We start from the raw sequence: 20478 nt of genomic DNA on the forward strand, positions 1-20478 counted from the left end.
GGGACGGTCACGAGTGACTGTCCCCTTCGGGTGATCTTTGATACGCTGCCGCAATGGCCGAGGTGTTCGTCTCCTACTCGCGCGCCAATCGCGACCGGATCGTGACGGTCAGCGACGCGCTGGAGGAGAGCGGCTATTCGGTCTGGTGGGACCGGTCGCTCAACCCCGGCGACGATTATGCCATATTGATCGAGGAGCAGATCAACGCCGCGCCCTGCGTGGTCGTGGCCTGGTCGGAGACCGCGCGCCAGTCGCTCTGGGTGCGCGCCGAGGCCAATGAGGCGCTGGACGCGGGCAAGCTGGTGCAGATCAGCCTTGACCGGACCAAGCTGCCTTTGCCCTTCTCCGCGCTCAACTTTCTCGATTTCAGCGGCTGGGGCGGGACCCGGGTCGAGGAATGCTGGACCACGCTCGACGGCCGCGTGCGCCGCCGGATCAACGGCGAATGGGTGGATGCGCATGCGCCGCCGCCCGGGCCGGCGCTGCAGGGTCTCGGCAGGGTCTCGCTGCTCGGCTGGGCGGCGATCCTGCTCGCCGCGACGATCAGCATCGTCACCGGCCTGGTCGCCACCGGCGCCCTGCCCGTCCAGCTGTTCGGCGGCTTCACCATCTTCGCCATGGCGGCGTCGACGACCCTGCTGCTGATGACGCTCTTCGTCCTCTTACGCATCGCGAAGGCCTCCCGCCGATGAGCACGCACGGCTCCCCCACCACGCGGCGCTTCGTCCGCACCGCCTGGCTCCTGCTGGTCTTCCAGCTCTTCGCCGCCGCGGGCGCGGTCGGAGCGGCGGTGTGGGCCTATGTCGCGGTCCGCGACCTGGTCAACGAGCGGAGCATGTTGCAGGCCCGCGTCACCGAGCTCGAGGCGGCGCAGAACCAGACCGCCCCGGCTCCGGCCCCGTCCGAGCCGGTCAACGAGGTCGTGGATGAGCCCCCGGCCGTGGTCGACCTGATGCCCGAGCCGGCCCCCGCGCCGACCCCGGCACCGCCAGTACGGCAGCCGTCCGGCCGGCAGCCGCCCGTTACCACGCCGCCGGTGACGACGCCTCCGGTGACCACGCCGCCGGTCGAGGAGGAACCCGTCTACCCGCCCTCGTCGCCGCCGCCTTATTCGACGCCGCCCTCCACCCCGCCGCGGACCGACGACAAGCCGGTCAACGACCGGCCGCCGGAGCGCCCGCGAAGGCCACGCCCGCGCCCGCAGGTCGACCTGCCCGGCCTGATCGGCGACATCATCAACAGCCGGCCGCCGCGCCGGCCCACGCGGCCGCCCTCGACGACCAATCCCACCCGGCCGCCCAACACGCGCCAGCCAGGGACGACGACCAATCCGAACAACAGCCGGCCGCCCGCAACCACGGGGACGACGACACGGCCGCCGACCAATTCGGTGAACAGGGTTCCGATCCGGCGACCGCGACCGACGACCACGACGCCGCAGCAGCCGGTCGTCAACTAGAGGGGGTCGGCTCCGGCCGGTCGGTGGTCGCTGCCTCTTCCGGCTCATGCTCCTCGCCGCGCGAGATCACGACAGCGGCAGTGAGGTCGCCGGTGACGTTCAGCGTGGTGCGGCACATGTCGAGCAGCCGGTCGACGCCCAGCACGAGGCCGATCGCCTCGGGCGGAATCCCGATCAGCCCGAGAATCAGCGCGACCACCGGCAAGGACCCCGCGGGAACGCCCGCCGTGCCGATCCCGCCGAGGATGCATATCAGCAGCACCGAAAGCTGCTGCCAGATGGTCAGCTCCATGCTGAAAATCTGGGCCAGGAAGAGAACGGTCACGCCCTCGAAGATGGCGGTGCCGTTCTGGTTGGCGGTGGCGCCGATGGTCAGCACGAAGCGCGAGACGCGCCGCGGCAGCTTCAGATTGTTTTCGGCGACGCGAATGGCGGTCGGCAGGGTCGCGTTGGACGAGGCGGTGGAAAAGGCCATCACCATGGCCTCCTGCACATCGCGGAAGAAGCGCATGGGCGACATGCCGGCAAGGAATTTGAGCGCCAGCGGATAGACGATGAACATGTGGATGCCGAGCGCGAGCAGCACGGTCAGCACATAGGCGCCGAGCCGGACCAGCAGCTCCCAGCCGAAGACGGCGGCGAGGTTGAACATGAAACAGGCGATGGCGAGCGGCGCCAGCCGGATGACGATGCCGATCAGCTTCATGGTGACGTCGAACACGCCCTGCACGACATCCTGCAGCTTGTTCGCCGCGGGCGTGTTCACGAGGAGCAAGCCGATGCCGAAGAACAGGGCGAAGAACATCACCGCGAGGATGTCGTTGTCGGCGGCCGCGGTGACGACGTTGCTCGGGATGATGTTGAGGAAAGCCGCGATCCCCTGCGGCCGCTCGGCGGCACCGGAGATGATCGCGCCGGCATTGCCCCGCGAATCGGCAAGCATCTGCTGGGCGAGCGCCGGATCGACGCCCGTGCCGGGCCGGATCAGGTTGGTGATGGCCAGCGCGAGGATCACCGCGACCGCCGACAGCCCGATCGTGAAGAACAGGGTCTTGAGCCCGATCCGCTTCAGCGCCCGGACGTCGCCCATCTCGGCGACACCGATGACCAGCGCCGAGAAGAGCAGCGGGATGACGAGCATGAACAGCAGACGGAGAAAGACCTGGCCGACAGGTCCGGTGACGTAGGTGCGCAGCCAGTCGATCCACGGCGCGTCGGCCTGGGTCCAGTGCACGATCAACCCGGCGGTTAGGCCGATCAGGAAGCCGATCAGCATCTTCACCTGCAGCGAGACGCGTCGCGGCGTTCCGTCGTCCATGATCTTCCTCCCCTAATTGGCGCGGATCATCCGCGCGCGCGGGCCGGCAAAAGTCAAGCCTCGCCGCGGTGCTGGCGCCGGCGCGGAGCTATGTTAGGAGGGGGCATGCTCGAGATTGCAGGGATCGAATTGCTGCCGGCCTGGCCGGTCTTCCTGAGCTTCGTCGCGGCGGGGCTGGCGCTCAACATCGTGCCGGGCGCGGACATGACCTTCATCATTGCCAGCGCCGCGCGCGGCGGCCGACGGGACGGCGTGATCGCCGCGCTCGGGGTCGGGGCCGGCGCGCTCGTCCATATCGTGGCCGCGGTGCTCGGCCTTTCCGCGATCCTCGCCTCGTCGCAGACGGCGTTCGAGATCATCAAGTGGATCGGCGCGGCCTATCTGCTCTGGCTCGCTCTCTCGCTGCTGCGCGCGGGGGACGCGGCGAAGGACGGGCCGCGGCCGCCCGCATCGCCCTGGCGCCTGTTCCGCGCGGCGATGCTCGTGAATATCCTGAACCCCAAGGTGGCCCTGTTCTTCCTCGCCTTCCTGCCGCAATTCGTCGACCCGTCGGCGCAAGTGCCGGCGCTGCAGATCCTCTGCCTCGGCCTGTGGTTCGATTTCGCCGGGACCCTGGTCAATATCCTCGTGGCCCTGGTCGCGGCCGGCGCAGCGGACCGCCTGCGGCACATAAGCTGGCTGGGCAACGCGGCGCGCTGGCTGGCGGCGACGGCGATGGGCGCGCTGGCGGTACAGCTCGCTCTGGCCTCGCGCCGTCACGCATAAGCGTAGGGCCCGCCCTTGCGGAGCGCCTCGGCGTAGGCCGGGCGGGCATGGATGCGCTCCAGCCAGTCGAGGATGTGCGGATGGGACGGGCCGAGCCCGGCGCGCTGGCGGGCCGCCTCGAGCGGGAAGCTCATCATCACGTCCGCAGCGGTGAACTCGTCGCCGGCGAACCAGGCGCGGCCGGCGAGCTCGCCCTCGAGGAAGTCGAGATGCTGGCGGAACATGGCGAGCAGGGGCTTCTTCGCCGGCTTGCCGAGCAGGCCGAGCTTGCCGACGACGAGCAGGGCGAGCAAAGGCGGCATCATCGAGCCTTCGGCATAATGGAGGAACTGGCGGTAAAGCAGCACCGCGTCGCGATTGGCGGGCGGCCCGAGCCGGCCTTCGGCTTTCTCCACCAGATATTCGACGATCGCGCCCGTCTCGGCGATCGCCCTCCCTTCATCTTCGATCACCGGCGACTTGCCGAGCGGGTGGACCTTCCGAAGCGAGGGCGGCGCCAGCATCGTCTTCCTGTCGCGTTCGTAACGGATCACTTCATAAGGCAGCTCCAGCTCCTCCAGCAGCCAGAGGATGCGCTGCGAGCGGCTGTTCTCGAGATGGTGGACCCTGATCATGAACGCGCTCCTGGCACGAGGGAGGCCAATTCCTTGACGAGCTTGGCGGCGAGTGTGGCGGTGACATTGTTGATGTCGCGGGCCGGGTTGAGCTCGACGATGTCGGCGCCGACGATCCCGCCCGGCACGCGATGCAGCACGTGGAGGAATTCGCGGACGCCGGGCCCGCCCGGCTCGTGATGCGCCACGCCCGGCGCGAAGGCGGGATCGAAGCCGTCCAGGTCGATGCTGACGTAGAGCGGCGCGTCCGGGATCGGCACCTTGTCCGGCGCGAAGTCCCGCATCTCGACGATTTCGACGCCGAAGCGCGCGGCTTGGGCGCGGCTATGCGCATTGAGCGTGCGGATGCCGAACTGGACGAGCCGGCGGGCGTGGCCCTTCTCCATGATCCGCGCGAAAGGCGAGGCATGACTGAGCGGGTCGCCCTCGTATTCGTCGTAAAGATCCGGATGCGCGTCGAAATGGAGGATGTTCAGCGGGCCGTGCACCGCCGCGAGCGCTGCGACGATCGGATAGGTGACGCTGTGATCGCCGCCGAGCGAGATCGGAACCGCGCCGGCCGCATGCGTATCGAGGATCGCGGCGCGGATGACGGCAAGACCGTCCGCAGCGCCGGACAAAGCGAGGTCGCCGACGTCCTCGACCGCCACGTCCGAGCCGATCTCGAGCCCATTCTCCGCCGCCATGTTGGAGTGATCGGACGCGAGCGCCGCCCGGATTGCCGCCGGCCCGGCAGCGGCGCCGCGCAGGAAGGAGCTGTGGGCATCGGTCGGCAGGCCGAGCAGCCGGACTCGGGGCGCGTTCATGCGCGGCTGCTGACAATCCAGGCGGCGGCGCGAAAGACGATGCCGTCGTGCCGGCGGTGCGCTGTGACGACCTGTTCGAGATCGGCAAGAAAGGCGGCCTTCGCCCCCTCGTCCATCGCCGCCGCCAGCCGCGCCATCGGGCCGATCCGCCTGAAATAGGCGAGCGCGTCGGCCGGCGGATCCTCGCCGGCGCCGGCGAAGAAGTCGAAGTCGAACGGCTCCAGCACCGGCGGGGCGAAGCCGGCATCGCGCAGAATCGCCTGGACCCGCGCCGGCTCGGCGAAGGCAAAGGGCCCTTGCGCGGGAGGCGGGACGGCAAGCGTCTCGGGCGCATGGCGCTCGATGATTCCCCGCATCGCCGCCATCCACTCATTCTCGACCGCCGCGCGGAAGCAGGAGAAGAGCAGGCGGCCGCGCGGGGCGAGGCCGTGCAGATGGGTGAAGGCCGCGACCGGATCCTCGAAGAACATCACGCCGTGGCGCGAGACGATCAGGTCGAACGGGGCACCGTCCGGGGTGGCGCGGGCGGCGTCGCCCTGGACGAAGCGGACGTTCGGGCGCCCCGCCGACCGCGCCTGAGCGGCGGCCACCAGCGCGTCGGAGAGATCGAGACCGGTCACCTGCGCTTCGGGAAGCGCGTCGGCGAGCGCGAAGCTGGTCGCGCCCGCGCCGCTGCCGATGTCGAGGATGCGCCTGCCCTCGAACGGCAGGATCCGGGCGAGCAAAGCGTCGTTCAGCGGCGCCAGCGTGCGGTCTGTGCGGCGCCATTCCTCAGCCCAGGCCTCGCCCGTCTGTCCCTGCCATTCGGTCGCCGCAAGCATGGGGCGGGTCTAGAGCATCGGGCGCCGGCGGGCGAGCGACTTTCCGCGGGGGCGGCTTGCGGGGCGGGCCGCATCGCGTATAGGCGGGTCGGACCTGCCCGGCGGGAACTTTCGAAAGCCACGGACATGCAAGCGAGCGACGCCGGCCGCGGGCCGGGCAGAAGAGAATTCGTGTTGCTCATCGCCGCCTTGATGGCGTCGAACGCGTTCGGCATCGATTCCATGCTGCCGGCCCTGCCCCCGATCGGCGAGGCGCTGGACGTGGCCGAGGAGAATAAACGGCAGCTCGTCATCACCTTCTACATGCTCGGCTTCGGCGTCGCCCAGCTCGCCTATGGACCGCTCGCCGACCGCTACGGGCGCAAAAGGCTGCTGGTCGGCTGCATGCTCGCTTATGCCGGCTTCGCCCTGCTCAGCGCGGTGGCGGGGAGCTTCGCGCTGCTGCTCGCCGCCCGCGTGCTGCACGGCATGGCCGCGGCCGGATCGCGCGTGCTGGTCGTCGCCGTGGTCCGCGACCGCTTCCAGGGCTCGGCGATGGCGCAGATCATGTCGACCGCAATGATCATCTTCATGATCGTGCCGGTGCTGGCGCCGAGCATCGGCCAGTTGCTGCTCGCGCTGGGGAGCTGGCGCTATATCTTCGTCGCGCTCGCCGCCTATGGGCTGCTGCTCGCCTGCTGGGCGACCCTGCGCCTGCCGGAGACGCTCGCCGCGGAGCATCGCCGGCCGCTGTCGGCGCGGCATTTCGGCGCGGCGGTGAAGGAGACGCTCACCAACCGCGCCTCGGCCGGCAATACGCTGGCGATGACCCTGATTTTCGGGTCGCTGCTTGGCATGCTCAACTCGATCCAGCAGATCGTCTTCGACGTCTTCCGTCAGCCGGACTTGCTCGGCCTGATCTTCGCCTGCATCGCCGGGCCGATGGCGATCAGCGCCTGGACCAACGCCCGGCTGGTGATGCGCTTCGGTTCGCGCCGGATGCTGCTGACCGCGCTCAGCGCCTTCACCCTGATGGCGGCGCTGCACCTGGCCTGGATTTTCGGCGTGGGCGAGACGGTCTGGAGCTTCGTGATCCTGCAGGCGCTGACCATGGCCTGCTTCGGTCTGGTCGGCGCGAATGCCGGCGCGCTGGCGATGGAGCCGCTCGGCCATGTCGCGGGCACCGCCTCGGCGCTGCAGGGGCTGCTCAGCACGGTCGGGGCGGCCCTGATCGGCCTCGTCATCGGGCAATTGTTCAACGGCACGACCGTGCCGCTGGTCGCGGGCTTCGCGATCTGCGGGGTGCTCGGCCTCGCCGTCGCGCGCTGGGCCAATGCCGGCCTGCCCGCCCATTCGCGGAACGAACCGGTCGAGCCGTCGGAAGCGCCGCTCGCCTAGCGGCAGGGCGGCGGGCCGCGGCCCTCGCGCTGCCCGTCCCCTCTGCCCGCTCTCGGCGGAAGTTGACAAAGTTGACGGCACGTCAGGGGAGAGTCGCCCCTCCCCTGCGATCAAATCCTACAGATCGTCCTCGGCGTCCGGGCCGGTCATCATCGCGTCGGCGACCTCCTCGGTCTTGCCGCGAATGGCGCGCTCGATCCGGTCCGAGATCTCGGGATTGTCCTTCAGATATTGCTTGGCGTTCTCGCGGCCCTGGCCGATGCGGATCGAATCATAGCTGAACCAGGCGCCCGACTTCTCGACCAGGCCGGCCTTGACGCCGAGATCGAGGATCTCGCCGGTCTTGGAGACGCCCTCGCCATACATGATGTCGAATTCGACCTGCTTGAACGGCGGCGCCAGCTTGTTCTTCACTACCTTCACGCGGGTGGCGTTGCCGACGATGTCGTCGCGGTCCTTGATCTGGCCGGTGCGGCGGATGTCGAGGCGGACGCTGGCGTAGAATTTCAGCGCATTGCCGCCCGTCGTCGTCTCCGGATTGCCGTACATCACGCCGATCTTCATGCGCAGCTGGTTGATGAAGATGACGAGGCAGCGCGACTTGGAGATGGAGCCGGTCAGCTTGCGGAGCGACTGCGACATCAGCCGCGCCTGCAGGCCGACATGGCTATCGCCCATCTCGCCCTCGATCTCGGCCCGCGGCACCAGGGCAGCGACCGAATCGATGATCAATATGTCGACCGCATTGGAGCGGACCAGGGTGTCGGTGATCTCCAGCGCCTGCTCGCCCGTGTCGGGCTGGGAGACGATCAGATTGTCGATGTCGACGCCGAGCTTCTTCGCATAGACGGGGTCGAGCGCATGCTCGGCGTCGATGAAGGCGGCGACGCCCCCGGCCGCCTGCGCCGCCGCCACGGCATGGAGCGCCAGGGTGGTCTTGCCCGAGCTTTCCGGGCCGTAAATCTCGACGACGCGGCCGCGCGGCAGGCCGCCAATGCCGAGCGCGATGTCGAGGCCGAGCGAGCCTGTCGAGATGGTCTCGATCTCGATCGCTTCCTTCGAGCCGAGGCGCATCGCGCTGCCCTTGCCGAAGGCGCGGTCGATCTGCGCCAGAGCGGCGTCGAGCGCCTTCTGCTTGTCCGTGTCCATTGCGCTCCTGTCGGAAACCACCTGAAGTGAGGCCGTCATTGGCTTGCTCCCCGTATTGTGTCGGCCGTGCTTGATCAATGGCCGTCCGATCCATTTCGGAGAAACGATGTACTGTATTTGTTCCAGCGGAACAAGTGGGAAACGGTCCGTTTACGTGCTTTCCCGAATTCAGCGCTTGAGCAGGGCCGCGAGCGCCTCGCGCATCGCGGCGCGGAAGTCGTCGCGCCGGTAGATGTCGTTATGGCCGGCGCCCGCCACGACCCGGCTGTAGGCGAGGTTCGGCGCGGCTCGCCGCAGCGCGTCGGCGCGGGCGGGGAGGATCAACGTGTCGCGCTCGCCGGAGAGGATGGCGACGGGGACCCGGCTGGCGCGCAGGTCGTCCGCGGCCGGCAGCTCGTGGCGGAAAAGCAGATGGACCGGCAACCAGGGGTAGTGGTCGGCGGCGGCCGCGGCGAGGCTGTCGAACGGCGTGACGAGAATGACGCCGGCCAGCGGACGCCTGGCGGCGAGCGAGGCGGCGACGCCGCTGCCGATGCTGAAGCCCGCGGCGATAATCCGGCGGCCCGGAAAGCGCTGCCGGGCCCAGTCGTAAATGGCGAGCGAATCCTCTCGCAGGGCGGCGGCGCCCGGGCTGCCCTCGCTCGGCGGATAGCCGCGATAATGAAAGGCGACGACGTCCGCCCCAGGATAGAGGTCGTGCAGATAGGCGGCCATGGCGTCGGCGTTCCAGGCATTGCCGCCAAAGCCGAGAATGACGGGTTGGCCCTCCCCTGCCCCCGCCGCGGCCGGGATGTGCAGGCCCGCGAGGCGCTCGCCGGTCGCGGCGTTCAGCTGGATCCGCGCCGCGCCCGGCGGCAGCGGTCCCGCGGGGCCGACCTGCGACACCGGGAAGATCAGGCTCGCCTGGAAGAAGAACACCGCCGCGCAGATTGCGGCATAGATGATGAGCGGAACGACGACGAGCAGGATCACGAGGCGCCTGCGGGTCACCGCTGCACCCTCTAGGGCGCCAGCGCCCTGGCCAGCACCGGCTCGATCGCGTCGAGCGTATAGGGCTTGGCGAGCACCGGCGCGGCGGCATGGCGTTCGGGCGGCGGATCGACATGGCCGCCGGTGGCCAGGATGAAGGGCTTGCCGGCATCGGCGAGCGCGTCGGCGACCGGCCAGATCTGCTCGCCGTCCTTGAGACGCACGTCGATGATCGCCACGTCGAAACTGGCGCTCGACACATGATCAAGCGCATCGGCGACGTTGTCGCAGCTTGCCGCGACCTGGTGGCCAAGCGAATCGAGGAAGTCCTCGAGCATCATCGCGATCAGAGGCTCGTCCTCGACGATGAGGATGGTCTTGTTCCCCGACATGCGCCCGCCCTAGCGTTTGTTTCGCAAAGGGAAAGAGGGATTCCGCGTCTCGATCATTTCGCCGCGAGGACATCACGCACCGTCTCCGCCAATTGCTGCACGGAGAAGGGCTTGGCGAGGAAGGAGACGTTGGGGATGTCGATCGACTTGCGCAGTTGCTCCTCGGCATAGCCCGACATGAAGAGGACCGGGATGTCCGGCTGCAGCTTGCGCGCCGCGCGGACCGTGGTCGGGCCGTCCATGGTCGGCATCACCACGTCGGAGATCAGAAGATCGACCCGCCCCTCGCGCTGCAGGATCTCCAGCGCCGCCTCACCATTCTCCGCGACCAGCACATTATAGCCGTGCCGGGCCAGCGCCCGCTCGGCGACGGCGCGGACCATGACCTCGTCCTCGACGACGAGGACCGTGCCCGAGCCCCAGAGCTCGCCGGCCTTCTCCTTCGCCTTGGCCTTGCCCGGCGCCTCGCCCGGCTGGGCGCGGTGGACCGGCAGGTAGATGGTGAAGCTGGTGCCCTTCTTCACCTGGCTCTCGGCGAAGATGAAGCCGCCCGACTGCTTGACGATGCCGTAGACGGTGGAGAGGCCGAGCCCGGTCCCCTTCCCCACTTCCTTGGTGGTGAAGAAGGGCTCGAAAATCTTGCCGAGGATGTGCTGCGGGATGCCGTGCCCGGTGTCGGTGACCTTGAGCGCGGTATAGTCGCCCACCGGCAGCACGTCGCTGCCCATTCGGCGCACGTCCTCCGCGGCAACGGCGAAGGTCTGCAGGGTGAGCGTGCCGCCCGCGCCCTCTTTCGCAGTCATCGCGTCGCGGGCATTGACGGCGAGGTTGACGATCACCTGCTCGAGCTGGCCCGGATCGGCGCGGACCGGGCCGAGGCCGCGGCCGTGCTTCACGTCCAGCTTGATCCGCTCGCCGAGGAGGCGAGTCAGGAGATGTGAGACCTCGGCGACCACGTCGGGCAGCTGCAGCACCTGCGGGCGAAGCGTCTGCTGGCGCGAGAAGGCGAGCAGCTGGCGGGTGAGGTTGGCGGCGCGGTTCGAGTTGGAGCGGATCTGCTGGATGTCGTCATAATCGGAATCGCCCGGCGTATGGCGCATCAGCATCAGGTCGCAGGTGCCGAGGATCGCGGTCAGAATATTGTTGAAATCATGGGCGACGCCGCCTGCCAGCTGGCCGACCGCCTGCATCTTGGTCGCCTGCGCGATCTCGCGCTTGAGCCGGGCCTCCTCGCTATTGTCCTTGAGGCTGAGCAGCACTGCGGCATTGCCGAGGCCGCGCGCGCCGGCGACGGTCATCGCCACCGGTTCCTCGGGATTGCAGCGCAGCCGGACGGCGAGATCGCCCGACATCGGCCGGCCGCGGCCGAAACGGCGGACGGCGTCGGAAACCGCGGCCTTGTCCTCGTCGACGACGAGGTCGCCCGGCCATGCCGGCTTCTCATTGGCGCCGAGGCCGGCCGCGGTGCGGAATACCTTGTTGAGGAACAGGAAGCGGCCGTCGCCATCGGCCAGCGCCAGGCCGAGCGGCAGGCTGTCGAGCAAGGCGTGGACATGGCCGCTGTCGTCGCCGGCGCGCGCGCCCGGCACGTCGTCGAGCAGGAGGAAGGCGGAGAGCGCGTCGGCGCCCTCGCCCGCCGGGATCTGGACGATCCGCAAGGGGGTGGCGGCCTTGCCCTCGGCGGCGAAGTGGAACTGGCCGTTGGCCGCCGCGGCGAGATGCTCGACGAAGGGAGTGCCCTCGACGGCGCGCGGCTCGCCGTCGGCGCCGGCGGTGCGGACGATGAAGGCGCCGTTGGCGGCGAGAATCGTTCCGGCCGAATCGACGATCGCGGTCATCAGCCCGGCCTCGCCCATGCGGCGCCCTGCCTCGCCGGTGATGAGCCGCCTGGTCTCGGCGGCGAGGTCGGCGCTGTCGCCGCGCTTCAGCCGCCAGAGCAGATGGCCGCTGCCGATCCGCGCGACGTCGCCGCGGACCTGCACGCCGCCGAGGCTGAGCGGCGGCACGACGGCGCTGCGGTCGCGAAGGGCGGCGCGGATCGCCACGTCGATCGCGGGCCGGTCCCCGTCCTGCGCGAGCTCGCCCGGCGAGGCCGCGCCGACGAACCAGCCCGACCAGCTCGCATTGGCGGAGACGAGCCTGCCCTCGCCATCGGTGATCGCGAGCGCCGTGGACGGCGGCGCATTGTCGAGGGCGGCGCGCAGCAAGGCGGTGTCGAGCGCCAGCGGCGCGGCGGCCGGGGCTTCGGCGACGGCGGGCCGCCGCAGCGCGATGAGCCCGCCCGCCGCGACCAGGCCGGCGAGGAAGGCGGCGGCGAAGACGGGGCTGCCGGCCGCCCAGAGCAAAAGGCCCGCGGAGGCCAGAGCGGCGAGCCCGAACAGGATCAGCGACCGGCCTTGCCGTCCCCCGTTCCCGTGCAGTCCCGCCGCGCTCGCCATGCCCTACCAGATACGGACCCGGCGCTCGGGCGCAAGGAAGAGCGCGTCGCCCGGACGCGGATTAAAGGCGGCGTACCACGGATCGAGGTTGCGGACGACGGCGGCGCGCTGCTCGCTCGGCGAGTGGGGATCGGTCAGCAGGCGCTGGATGAGATTCGCCTCGCGATATTTGCGCCGCCAGACCTGCGCCCAGCCGAGATAGAAGCGCTGGTCGCCGGTGAAGCCCGCCAGGACCGGCGCCGTCCGGCCGCCCAGCGTATGCTGCCAGGCGTCGTAGGCGACGGTGAGGCCGGCGAGGTCGGCGATATTCTCGCCCAGGGTCAGCCGGCCCTGGATGCGGCGGCCCGGCAGCGGCTCATAGGCGTCATATTGGGCGACGAGCTGCGCGGTGAGCGCATTGAACCGCTCGCGGTCCTGCGGCGTCCACCATTCGCGCAGCGCGCCGGTCTGGTCGTAGCGGCTGCCCTGGTCGTCGAAATGGTGGCTGATCTCATGGCCGATCACCGCGCCGATGCCGCCATAATTGACCGCCGGATCGGCATGCGGGTCGAAGAAGGGCGGCTGCAGGATCGCGGCCGGGAAGACGATCTCGTTCCAGGTCGGATTGGCATAGGCGTTGACGTCCATCGGCGTCATCAGCCACTCGCTGCGGTCGACCGGCCGGCCGAGCTTGTTCAGATTGCGCTGATATTCAAACTCGTTCGCGTTCATGACATTTTGGACGAGGTTGGTCCGGCCGATCCGGACGCTCGAATAATCGCGCCAGCGGTCGGGATAGCCGATCTTGGGCGTGAAGGCGGCGAGCTTGGCCCGCGCCGCGGCCCTTGTCTCCGGCGCCATCCAGCTCAGCTGGGCGAGGCGGCGGTCCATCGCGGCGATCACGTTGCGGACCAGCTCGTCGGCGGCGCGCTTCGCCTCGGGCGGAAAGTGCCGCTGGACGTAGATCCGGCTCACATCGTCGGAGAGCGCGCCGGTGACCATCGTCACCGCCCGCTTCCAGCGCGGCTCGTTCTGCGGGGTGCCGTTGAGCGTGGTGCCGCGGAAGGCGAAATTGGCGTCGACGAAGGGCTGCGAGAGCAAAGGCGCCGAGTTGTCGAGCAGGCGCAGGGTCAGATAGTCCTTGAGCACCGCGACCGGCGTCTCGGAGATGATCCGCGCCGTGCCGGTGAAGGCGCTGGGCTGCGAGACGAGGATGTTCGCCTGGCCGCCGAGGCCGGTCTCGCGGAAATAGGCGTCCCAGTCGAAGCCCGGCGCGTTGCGGGCGAAATCGGCGCGCGCCCATTTGTTGTAGGTGCGCTCGTCGTCCCGGCTCTCGACCCGGGTCCAGTGAACCTCGGCGATCCGCCGCTCGAAGGCGAGCACCGCGGCTGCGCGCTCGGCGCCGTTCGCCTCGCCCGCAAGGCTCAGCAGCTGGGCGAGATAGGCCTGATAGGCGGTCCGTTTCTGCGCCAGCGTCGCATCGTCGTTGAGATAATAGTCGCGGTCCGGGAGGCCGAGGCCCGACTGGATGAGCCGCTGGATGGTCTCGGTCGGGATGCGGTCGTCGCTCGCGATATAGCCGGCGAAGGGCGCCGTGACGCCCTGGCGGAACAGGCGGCCGGCCTCGGCCGCGAAGCCCGAGCGGTCGGCGATCGCGTTGATCCGGGCGAGCATCGGCCGAAGCGGAGTGACGCCGGCGGCGTTGACCGCCCGCTCGTCCATGAAGCTCGCATAGAAGTCGCCGATCCGCGTGCCGGGCCGGGCGTCCTCGAGGATCGCCCGCGTTCGTGCCTTGGAGAGGTCGTCGAGCACGGTGAACATGCCGTAATTGGAGCGGTCCGACGGGATCTCCGTGGTCCGCGCCCAATTGCCGTTGGCGAAGGTGAAGAAGCTCTGGCCCGGGCTCACGCTGCGGTCCATCCCGGCGACGTCGAAGCCGAAGGTGCCGTAGCGCGGCGTGTTCGCCGCCTTCGCGGCGGGCGTCTGCGCCTGGCTGCCGGCAATGGCGACCGAGAGGCTGGCGACGGAGATGGTGGCGGCGGCGAGAAGCAGAGTGCGCATGCGGCGGCGGTCCTTGGCTGGGAGGTGTATGGGCCTGCTATAGCAGTCCGCCGGCCCCGATCAATCTGGGCACTCAGTCGTCGAGGGCCACCATGCGCGCCGCGCGCCGGCGCCATTTACGCGCCACCCACCAGCGCCAGACGAAGATCGAGATCAGCCAGCCGACCAGGGCGCTGGCCAGGGCGATGATGAACAGGCCGATGACCAGGGCCGGGGCCGCGTCCGAGGCGAGCCAGGCCAGCCATTCGGAGAGCGGCGCGCTCCGTTCGTACATGCTGGTGATCGCGCTGCCGTCGGCATGGAAGCCGAACAGATTGCCGATCGGCAGCGAGGCGAGGATCAGGAAGGGCGTGGTGAAGGGATTGGTGAGGAAGGTCATCCCCGCCGCGATCGGGATGTTGCCGCGCACGGGCAGGCAGAACAGCGCGGCGCCGATGATCTGCACGCCCGGGATCAGGAAGAAGACGCCGACGAACAGGCCCATGGCGACGCCGCGCGGCACCGAGCGGCGGGTGAAACGCCAATATTCGCTGTGCAGGATGCGTGGCCCGAACGGCCCGAACACACGGATCCAGCGGCTCTCCGCCATCTGGTCCCGGCTCGGCATATTGTTCCTGGCCCAGCGGGTCGCCCAGCTCCCTTTCCGGGACTGGTCCGCGGGCGGGACCCGAGACGGCGGCCCGGACTCTCCTGAAGACATCTCAGCCATGCTGCCTCAGCAGCCGGCCCTGCTCGCGCTTCCAGTCCTTTTCCTTCTCATAGTCGCGCTTGTCGTGGCTCTTGCGGCCCTTCGCCAACGCCAGCTCCACCTTCGCCCGGCCCTTCGAGTTGAAGTAGACGCTGAGCGGCACCAGCGTCATGCCCTGCCGCGCCACGGCGCCGTGCAGCTTCGCGATCTCGCGGGTGTGAAGGAGCAACTTGCGCGGGCGCTTCGGCTCGTGATTGTGGCGGTTGCCATGGCTGAACTCGGGGATGTTGGCGTTGATCAGCCAGACCTGCTCGTCCTTCACCTCGGCATAGCTCTCCGCGATCGAGCCCTCGCCGAAGCGCAGGCTCTTCACCTCGGTCCCGGTCAGCGCGATCCCCGCCTCATATTTGTCCTCGATCGCATAGTCGAAGCGCGCCCGCCGGTTCTCGGCGACCACCTTCTTCTTGTCGAACGTCTCGGGTTTGGGACGGGGCATGACCGGCACATAGGAGGTAAACGGGGCGAGAGGAAGGCGTCAGCGGCGGGGCAGCAATTCGGGCCGATATTCGAAGTGCATCGTGTCGAAATGGCCCCATTTGCCGCCCCAGATGAAGCCGTGCCGCTCGAAGATCCGGACGATCGCGAACGGGATGCGGTTGCGGTAGGGCGTGCCCTCCCCGCCCAGCCAGAGCCAGTAATCGGAATGGGCAAGGTTGATGTCGATGGCGAGGCCGTAGGCGTGCATGCTGCGCTGGCGGGTGCCCGCGATGAAGCGGCAAGAATAGGTGCCGGCGGCGGGGACGAGATAGCGCGTCATCCGCCGCGGCAGCCGCTCAAGGTCGCGGACCACGGCCTCCAGCCGGTCGGCGGCCCCGTTGACGCTGTTGAACAGCAGGATGGCGCCGCCGCGCGACGGCATCCAGCGCACGGGGCGCAGCCTCGGCGCCACCTCGCCGCGATTGCAGTCGCCATAGACCCGGTCGAAGAAGGGCTCGTAGCGGGCGCGGCCCGGATCCTCGTCGGGCGCCGGCGGGCGCCCCGGGCGGCCGGGCCGGTAGGCCTGGACGAACATGTCGTCGAGATCCGGCCTCAGGATGCGCTCGGCCGGCGTCTTGCCGTGGATCCCGTCTGAAAGCGGCAGGCGCGTGCCGTCCCGCAGCACCACCTGGGTCGCGTCGACCGAGGCGACATGGTCGGGATAGGCACGGAGGAGGTCGGCGGGCCCGGGCGGTGCCGCCACCTCGTGCCGGCATCCCGCCGCCAGCAGCATGGCGCCGAGGGCGATCGCGCGCCGGCGCGCCCCCTTCACCGTCAGATCAGCCCCGCATGGGCGAGCGCCGCGTCCACCGCCTTGCGGCTGGCCTCGGACGGCCAGGTCATGGGGAGGCGGAGGCCGGTCGGGAAATCCGGGCGGATCCGGCTGAGCGCATATTTGGTCGGCCCCGGGGAGGCGTCGGAGAAGAGTGCGGCATGGAGCGGGTAGAGCTTGTCGTTGAGTGCGAGCGCCACCTGCCAATCGCCTGAAAGCATGGCATTCTGGAATTCCGCGCAGAGTCTGGGCGCGACATTGGCAGTCACCGAGATGCAGCCCACGCCCCCCATGGCGTTGAAGCCCAGGGCCATGTCGTCATTGCCCGAGAGCTGGCAGAAATCCTCGCCGCAGAGCAGGCGGTGCGCGCTCACCCGGGCGAGATTGCCGGACGCGTCCTTGATCCCGACGATTGTGGGCAGCTTCGCGATCTCGCCGAGCGTCTCGGGCAGGATGTCGGTCACCGTGCGTCCCGGCACGTTGTAGAGGACGATCGGCAGGTCGCAGGCCGAGGCGAGCTTGGTGAAATGGGCGATCAGCCCGGCCTGGTTCGGCCGGTTATAATAAGGCAGCACGACGAGTGCCGCGTCGGCGCCGCTCTCCTTGGCGGCCCACATATTCTGGATCGCGACCTGCGTGTCGTTCGAGCCGCAGCCGGCGATGACCGGCACGCGTCCGGCCGCCTGCTCCACGCAGACCTCGATGATCCGGTAATGCTCGTCCGCGGCGAGCGTCGCGGATTCGCCGGTCGTGCCGCAGGGGACAAGTCCATGACTCCCCTCGCTGATTTGCCATTCGACCAAGGCCCGATAGGCGTCCTCGTCAAACGCTTCGTCGCGAAATGCGGTCACTAGAGCCGGGATCGAGCCCCTGAACATCTTTGCCTCCTTCACCCGCTCGCTTCGCCTGGTTTAGACCGAAACGCGAACGAAACGGGGCGTTCAGGACCTGATAAGGAGGGGCGTATCATTCTGTCCAGCATGCATCGGAAAGCGGTCCTGTTCCTCCTGTTGGGGATGTCCGCGGTGACAGGCGCCGCCCAGAATGAGCAGCTCGTCCCTGATCCGCCCCGCGCCGCCGCCGTCTCGAGCCCGGTCGCCGGCGCCATCGCCCAGTGGAACGCGCTTCGCCAGTCGGACAATAACGGCTTCACCTCCTATGCCTCATTCCTGACCCGCTACCGCGGCTGGCCGGGCGAGGCGGGGCTCAGGCGCAGCGCCGAGCGGCGGCTGGCGACGGAGAGCGTCTCCCCAAACGAGGTGATCCGCTTCTTTACAATGTTGCCGCCGACGACGGCGGGCGGCCAGGCCAATTATGCGCTCGCGCTGCAGGCGGCCGGCCGGACCGGCGAGGCCCGCGATGCGGCCCGGCGAGCCTGGCGGATGGGGGCGATGGGGCAGAGCGAGGAAAGCCGCCTGCTCGGCGCCTTCGGTGGGGTCTTCACGCCGGACGATCATGACGCCCGGCTCGAAACCCTGCTCGGCAATGGCGACACGGCGAGCGCGGCGCGGGCCATAGGCTGGGCGCGGGCGGCCCGCCGGCCGGTCTTCGAGGCGCAGCTCGCCTTGCAGCGGCGCGACGCGGACGCCTCTGCACGGCTGGCCGCGCTCGACGCCGCGGCGGCGCGCGATCCGGGGCTGCTGATCGACCGCGCCTATTGGCTGCGCAACTCGAACCAGAGCGCGGCGGCGCGGGCGCTGCTCGCCAACCGGCCGCGCTTCGAACGGCCGCCGGTCAATCCGGCCCGCTATATCGATATCGCCCTCATCCTCGCGCGCGGCGCCGCCAACGACCGCAACTGGCAGACCGCCTATCGCATCGCCGCGAGCGTCGAGGATCTTTACGCGCCCGGCACCGACGTCTCTGACCGGCCCTATGGCGAGCGCGACGATTATACGAGCCTGGTCTGGCTCGGCGGGCAGACCGCGCTCTACCGGCTGAACCGGCCGCGCGAGGCGGCTCGGCTGTTCGTCCTCTATGCCGGCGGCGCCCGCACGCCGCAGACCCGGGCAAAGGGCTATTATTGGGCGGCGCGCGCCGCGGCGCAGGCCGGCCAGCAGGCCGAGGCCAATGCCTGGCTGCAGCGGGCGGCGTCGAGCCCCGACCAGTTTTACGGCCTGCTCGCCATGGAGCGGCTCGGCCAGGTGCCGCGCCCGCCCGCGGCCTCGCCGCCGCCCGACGCGGCGACCCGCGCCGCTTTCGCCCGCCGGCCGCTGGCCGAAGCGACGCGCTATCTCGGCATGGTCGGGCGGCGCAGCGACCAGGGCCTGTTCGTGCGGGCCCTGGCCGAGAGCCTGGAGACCGAGCAGGAACGGGTCGCCGCCGCGCAGTTCGGCCGCGATATCGGCCGCCCCGATCTCGGCGTCTGGGTGCAGCGCGAGGCGCGCAACCGCGGCGAGAATTTCTACGACCGCGGCGCTTTTCCCGAAGTCCAGATTCCGGCCGCCTACAGCCATAACTGGGCGGCGGCGCACGGCATCATCCGCCAGGAAAGCTCGTTCGAGCGGACCGCCGTCTCCCATGTCGGGGCGCGCGGCATGATGCAGCTCATGCCCGGCACCGCGGCGGCGGAGGCGCGCCGGGTCGGCGTGCCCTACAGCCTCGGCCGGCTGACCGAGGATGCCAGCTACAACGTCCTGCTCGGCAGCGCCCACCTCACCATGCTGATGGACCGCTTCGGCAACAATCTCGTGCTCGTCGCGGTCGCCTATAATGCGGGGATCGGCCGGGTGCCGCAGTGGATCAATGCAAATGGCGACCCGCGTCTGCCCGGCGCCGACATGCTGCGCTGGATCGAGGAAATCCCGTTCTCGGAGACGCGCGGCTACGTCCAGCGCGTCGTCGAGAACGCAATGGTCTACGACCTCATGCACCCGGAGCGCAGCCGCTCGCGCGGGCGCATTTCCTATTACCTGGGACAGAACGCGCTGCGCTGAGGCCATTCTTCCGTTAGTGAGGGCGAATGGCCGAGAAGCTGAACTACATCACCCCCGACGGCTACCGGAAGCTGCGCGAGGAATATGAGGCTTTGTTCGGCGGCGAGCGGCCGAAATTGCTCGAGACGATCGCCTGGGCGGCGGCCAATGGCGACCGGTCGGAGAATGCCGATTACCAATATGGCCGGCGGCGGCTGCGCGAGGTGGACCGGCGGATCAACTTCCTCGCCCGGCGGATGAAGGAGGCGAAAGTCACCGATCCGGCACGACAGCCCGACAAGAGCCGGGCCTGGTTCGGCGCGACCGTCACCCTCGCCGACGAGGACGACAACGAGCGGGTCGTGACCCTGGTCGGCGAGGACGAGGCCGATGCGGGCGCCGGCCGCATCAGCTTCCACTCCCCCCTCGCCCGCGCCATTCGAGGCGCCGCGGTCGGCGATCTCAGGCGGGTGGCGCTGCCGTCGGGCGAGAAGGAATATGAGGTGGTGGCGATCAGTTACCCCGAGCCGGCCGGGGCAGCGCCGTCGTGGCAATGAACTCGACGACCCGGCTGCCCTGCGGAGTGCCCGGGTTGAGGATGTTGAAATGGTCTCCCCCTTCCGGGGTCAGCAGCACGACATCCTCTCCGGCTGCCCGGGCCGCCTCGGCATAAGGCTCCATGAGCCGGCTGAGCCCGGCGAGCACCAGCAAGGTGCGGACGCCGAGCGGCAGATGATCGGCGGGCGTGGCGAGACGATATTCGGCGGCGCGCTCCGCGGGGCTTCCGCCCATCAGCGGCACGACCGCCGGCTGGCCGCAAATCCGGGCATCGATGCCGATAAAAGGCGCCAGCGCGCCGGGTCCGTCGATCGCCACGACCGCTGCCGCCCGCAGCGGGTTCCTACCTGCCACGGGGTTGCGGAGGCGTGGCCGTGAGGCCGCCCAGAGGGCGAGATGGGCGCCGGACGAATGCCCGACGATGACGATACGCGAAAGGTCGAGCCGGTATCTCCGGCCGAGCGAACGGCCATGGTCGACGCCCGCCGCCACGTCCTCGAACGTTCCCGGCCAGCCGGCACCGGGCTGCCCGACCCGGCGATAGGTGAACGACCAGGTCGCGAAGCCGCGCCGGGCCAGGGCGTCGGCGAGCGGTGCCATATTGACCTGGCCTCCCATGTCGGAACGCCAACAACCGCCATGGATGAGAATGACGACTGGGAAAGGCCCCCGTCCGGGCGGCACCCGCAAATCGCCGCGCCGCACGTCGTCGGCGCCGTAGCGCTCGACCAAAGTCGGCGTGGAAGCGCGCGCTCCGGCTTCGTTCAGCACCTGCATTGAGGATGGCTGCGCGGCTGCCGGAGCCGCTATGATGGCGGGCGCCAAAAGCGCGAGCATGAATTTCATGGCCGTTCCCCTTT

Annotated in this window: 20 protein-coding genes; 6 read left to right on the forward strand and 14 right to left on the reverse strand. The window is 69.4% G+C overall.

The window, feature by feature from the left end:
• Nucleotides 1–53: 53 nt before the first annotated feature.
• The gene (locus tag VEC11_RS03205; protein ID WP_464129037.1) at nt 54–692 is read left to right on the forward strand and encodes a toll/interleukin-1 receptor domain-containing protein; all 639 of its coding nucleotides are present in this window, start codon (nt 54–56) and stop codon (nt 690–692) included.
• A complete protein-coding gene (locus VEC11_RS03210; protein ID WP_464129038.1) occupies nt 689–1459 on the forward strand; it encodes a hypothetical protein in 771 nt (256 codons plus the stop codon). Before VEC11_RS03205 ends, VEC11_RS03210 begins: the two co-directional genes overlap by 4 nt.
• On the opposite strand, the gene VEC11_RS03215 is transcribed toward VEC11_RS03210, so the two are convergent.
• Nucleotides 1452–2777 carry a dicarboxylate/amino acid:cation symporter gene (locus tag VEC11_RS03215; protein WP_464129040.1) on the reverse strand — a complete coding sequence of 442 codons (1326 nt, stop codon included), beginning with the start codon at nt 2775–2777 and terminating at the stop codon, nt 1452–1454. The genes VEC11_RS03210 and VEC11_RS03215 overlap by 8 nt on opposite strands.
• Nucleotides 2778–2882: 105 nt before the next feature.
• On the opposite strand from VEC11_RS03215, the gene VEC11_RS03220 reads away from it, so the two are divergent.
• Nucleotides 2883–3542 (forward strand): LysE family translocator, encoded by a 660-nt coding sequence (locus VEC11_RS03220; protein WP_464129041.1) that lies wholly within the window; start codon nt 2883–2885, stop codon nt 3540–3542.
• Here the strand turns inward: VEC11_RS03220 and VEC11_RS03225 are convergent.
• Genes VEC11_RS03225 through VEC11_RS03235 form a run of 3 tightly spaced genes read right to left on the reverse strand, consistent with a single transcriptional unit; the run spans nt 3533 to nt 5783 of the window.
• The gene (locus VEC11_RS03225) at nt 3533–4156 is read right to left on the reverse strand and encodes a glutathione S-transferase family protein (RefSeq protein WP_464129043.1); all 624 of its coding nucleotides are present in this window, start codon (nt 4154–4156) and stop codon (nt 3533–3535) included. The two genes, VEC11_RS03220 and VEC11_RS03225, sit on opposite strands and share 10 nt — an antisense overlap.
• On the reverse strand, nt 4153–4962 hold the full coding sequence (speB, locus tag VEC11_RS03230; RefSeq protein ID WP_464129044.1) for an agmatinase: 810 nt from the start codon (nt 4960–4962) through the stop codon (nt 4153–4155). Before speB ends, VEC11_RS03225 begins: the two co-directional genes overlap by 4 nt.
• Complete coding sequence (locus tag VEC11_RS03235) at nt 4959–5783, reverse strand: class I SAM-dependent methyltransferase (protein ID WP_464129046.1); 825 nt, start codon at nt 5781–5783, stop codon at nt 4959–4961. The genes speB and VEC11_RS03235 overlap by 4 nt, the downstream gene beginning before the upstream one ends.
• 126 nt (nt 5784–5909) lie before the next feature.
• On the opposite strand from VEC11_RS03235, the gene VEC11_RS03240 reads away from it, so the two are divergent.
• Nucleotides 5910–7160, forward strand: a complete 1251-nt coding sequence (locus VEC11_RS03240) for a multidrug effflux MFS transporter (protein WP_464129047.1) — start codon at nt 5910–5912, stop codon at nt 7158–7160.
• Nucleotides 7161–7277: 117 nt separating this feature from the next.
• On the opposite strand, the gene recA is transcribed toward VEC11_RS03240, so the two are convergent.
• The 9 genes from recA to dapA all read right to left on the reverse strand — a co-directional run bounded on the left by recA (nt 7278) and on the right by dapA (nt 17023).
• Nucleotides 7278–8309, reverse strand: a complete 1032-nt coding sequence (gene recA / locus VEC11_RS03245; RefSeq protein ID WP_464129049.1) for a recombinase RecA — start codon at nt 8307–8309, stop codon at nt 7278–7280.
• Between the two features lie 168 nt (nt 8310–8477).
• Nucleotides 8478–9299, reverse strand: a complete 822-nt coding sequence (locus VEC11_RS03250; protein WP_464129050.1) for an alpha/beta hydrolase — start codon at nt 9297–9299, stop codon at nt 8478–8480.
• Nucleotides 9300–9310: 11 nt separating this feature from the next.
• A complete protein-coding gene (locus VEC11_RS03255; RefSeq protein ID WP_464129051.1) occupies nt 9311–9670 on the reverse strand; it encodes a response regulator in 360 nt (119 codons plus the stop codon).
• Between the two features lie 53 nt (nt 9671–9723).
• Nucleotides 9724–12108: a response regulator gene (locus tag VEC11_RS03260; protein WP_464129052.1), complete on the reverse strand. Its 2385-nt coding sequence runs from the start codon at nt 12106–12108 to the stop codon at nt 9724–9726.
• A gap of 3 nt (nt 12109–12111) precedes the next feature.
• Nucleotides 12112–14148: a M13 family metallopeptidase gene (locus tag VEC11_RS03265; protein WP_464129054.1), complete on the reverse strand. Its 2037-nt coding sequence runs from the start codon at nt 14146–14148 to the stop codon at nt 12112–12114.
• A gap of 73 nt (nt 14149–14221) precedes the next feature.
• On the reverse strand, nt 14222–14755 hold the full coding sequence (locus tag VEC11_RS03270; protein ID WP_464129056.1) for a DUF2062 domain-containing protein: 534 nt from the start codon (nt 14753–14755) through the stop codon (nt 14222–14224).
• A gap of 94 nt (nt 14756–14849) precedes the next feature.
• Complete coding sequence (gene smpB / locus VEC11_RS03275) at nt 14850–15332, reverse strand: SsrA-binding protein SmpB (RefSeq protein WP_464129058.1); 483 nt, start codon at nt 15330–15332, stop codon at nt 14850–14852.
• Between the two features lie 39 nt (nt 15333–15371).
• On the reverse strand, nt 15372–16145 hold the full coding sequence (locus VEC11_RS03280; RefSeq protein WP_464129059.1) for a M15 family metallopeptidase: 774 nt from the start codon (nt 16143–16145) through the stop codon (nt 15372–15374).
• Between the two features lie 2 nt (nt 16146–16147).
• The gene (dapA, locus tag VEC11_RS03285; RefSeq protein WP_464129061.1) at nt 16148–17023 is read right to left on the reverse strand and encodes a 4-hydroxy-tetrahydrodipicolinate synthase; all 876 of its coding nucleotides are present in this window, start codon (nt 17021–17023) and stop codon (nt 16148–16150) included.
• 147 nt (nt 17024–17170) lie between these two features.
• Here dapA and VEC11_RS03290 point away from each other — a divergent pair, with 147 nt between their 5' ends.
• Both VEC11_RS03290 and greB read left to right on the forward strand, forming a co-directional pair.
• Nucleotides 17171–19081 carry a lytic transglycosylase domain-containing protein gene (locus VEC11_RS03290; protein WP_464129063.1) on the forward strand — a complete coding sequence of 637 codons (1911 nt, stop codon included), beginning with the start codon at nt 17171–17173 and terminating at the stop codon, nt 19079–19081.
• A gap of 26 nt (nt 19082–19107) precedes the next feature.
• Entirely contained in the window at nt 19108–19617 is a 510-nt protein-coding gene (gene greB / locus VEC11_RS03295) for a transcription elongation factor GreB (RefSeq protein WP_464129064.1), read from the forward strand.
• On the opposite strand, the gene VEC11_RS03300 is transcribed toward greB, so the two are convergent.
• Entirely contained in the window at nt 19574–20395 is an 822-nt protein-coding gene (locus tag VEC11_RS03300; protein ID WP_464129065.1) for an alpha/beta hydrolase family protein, read from the reverse strand. The genes greB and VEC11_RS03300 overlap by 44 nt on opposite strands.
• Between the last annotated feature and the right edge of the window lie 83 nt (nt 20396–20478).

The sequence above is a fragment of the Allosphingosinicella sp. genome (assembly GCF_035626655.1).
Taxonomy (GTDB): Bacteria; Pseudomonadota; Alphaproteobacteria; order Sphingomonadales; family Sphingomonadaceae; genus Allosphingosinicella.

Coding starts and splice junctions, on each gene's coding strand:
- VEC11_RS03235 (WP_464129046.1), bottom strand. CDS start 5,783: ATGCTTGCGGCGACCGAATGGCAGGGACAGACGGGCGAGGCCTGGGCT.
- VEC11_RS03220 (WP_464129041.1), top strand. CDS start 2,883: ATGCTCGAGATTGCAGGGATCGAATTGCTGCCGGCCTGGCCGGTCTTC.
- VEC11_RS03205 (WP_464129037.1), top strand. CDS start 54: ATGGCCGAGGTGTTCGTCTCCTACTCGCGCGCCAATCGCGACCGGATC.
- VEC11_RS03215 (WP_464129040.1), bottom strand. CDS start 2,777: ATGGACGACGGAACGCCGCGACGCGTCTCGCTGCAGGTGAAGATGCTG.
- VEC11_RS03225 (WP_464129043.1), bottom strand. CDS start 4,156: ATGATCAGGGTCCACCATCTCGAGAACAGCCGCTCGCAGCGCATCCTC.
- VEC11_RS03300 (WP_464129065.1), bottom strand. CDS start 20,395: ATGCAGGTGCTGAACGAAGCCGGAGCGCGCGCTTCCACGCCGACTTTG.
- VEC11_RS03265 (WP_464129054.1), bottom strand. CDS start 14,148: ATGCGCACTCTGCTTCTCGCCGCCGCCACCATCTCCGTCGCCAGCCTC.
- VEC11_RS03260 (WP_464129052.1), bottom strand. CDS start 12,108: ATGGCGAGCGCGGCGGGACTGCACGGGAACGGGGGACGGCAAGGCCGG.
- smpB (WP_464129058.1), bottom strand. CDS start 15,332: ATGCCCCGTCCCAAACCCGAGACGTTCGACAAGAAGAAGGTGGTCGCC.
- recA (WP_464129049.1), bottom strand. CDS start 8,309: ATGGACACGGACAAGCAGAAGGCGCTCGACGCCGCTCTGGCGCAGATC.
- speB (WP_464129044.1), bottom strand. CDS start 4,962: ATGAACGCGCCCCGAGTCCGGCTGCTCGGCCTGCCGACCGATGCCCAC.
- VEC11_RS03255 (WP_464129051.1), bottom strand. CDS start 9,670: ATGTCGGGGAACAAGACCATCCTCATCGTCGAGGACGAGCCTCTGATC.
- VEC11_RS03270 (WP_464129056.1), bottom strand. CDS start 14,755: ATGCCGAGCCGGGACCAGATGGCGGAGAGCCGCTGGATCCGTGTGTTC.
- dapA (WP_464129061.1), bottom strand. CDS start 17,023: ATGTTCAGGGGCTCGATCCCGGCTCTAGTGACCGCATTTCGCGACGAA.
- VEC11_RS03210 (WP_464129038.1), top strand. CDS start 689: ATGAGCACGCACGGCTCCCCCACCACGCGGCGCTTCGTCCGCACCGCC.
- greB (WP_464129064.1), top strand. CDS start 19,108: ATGGCCGAGAAGCTGAACTACATCACCCCCGACGGCTACCGGAAGCTG.
- VEC11_RS03240 (WP_464129047.1), top strand. CDS start 5,910: ATGCAAGCGAGCGACGCCGGCCGCGGGCCGGGCAGAAGAGAATTCGTG.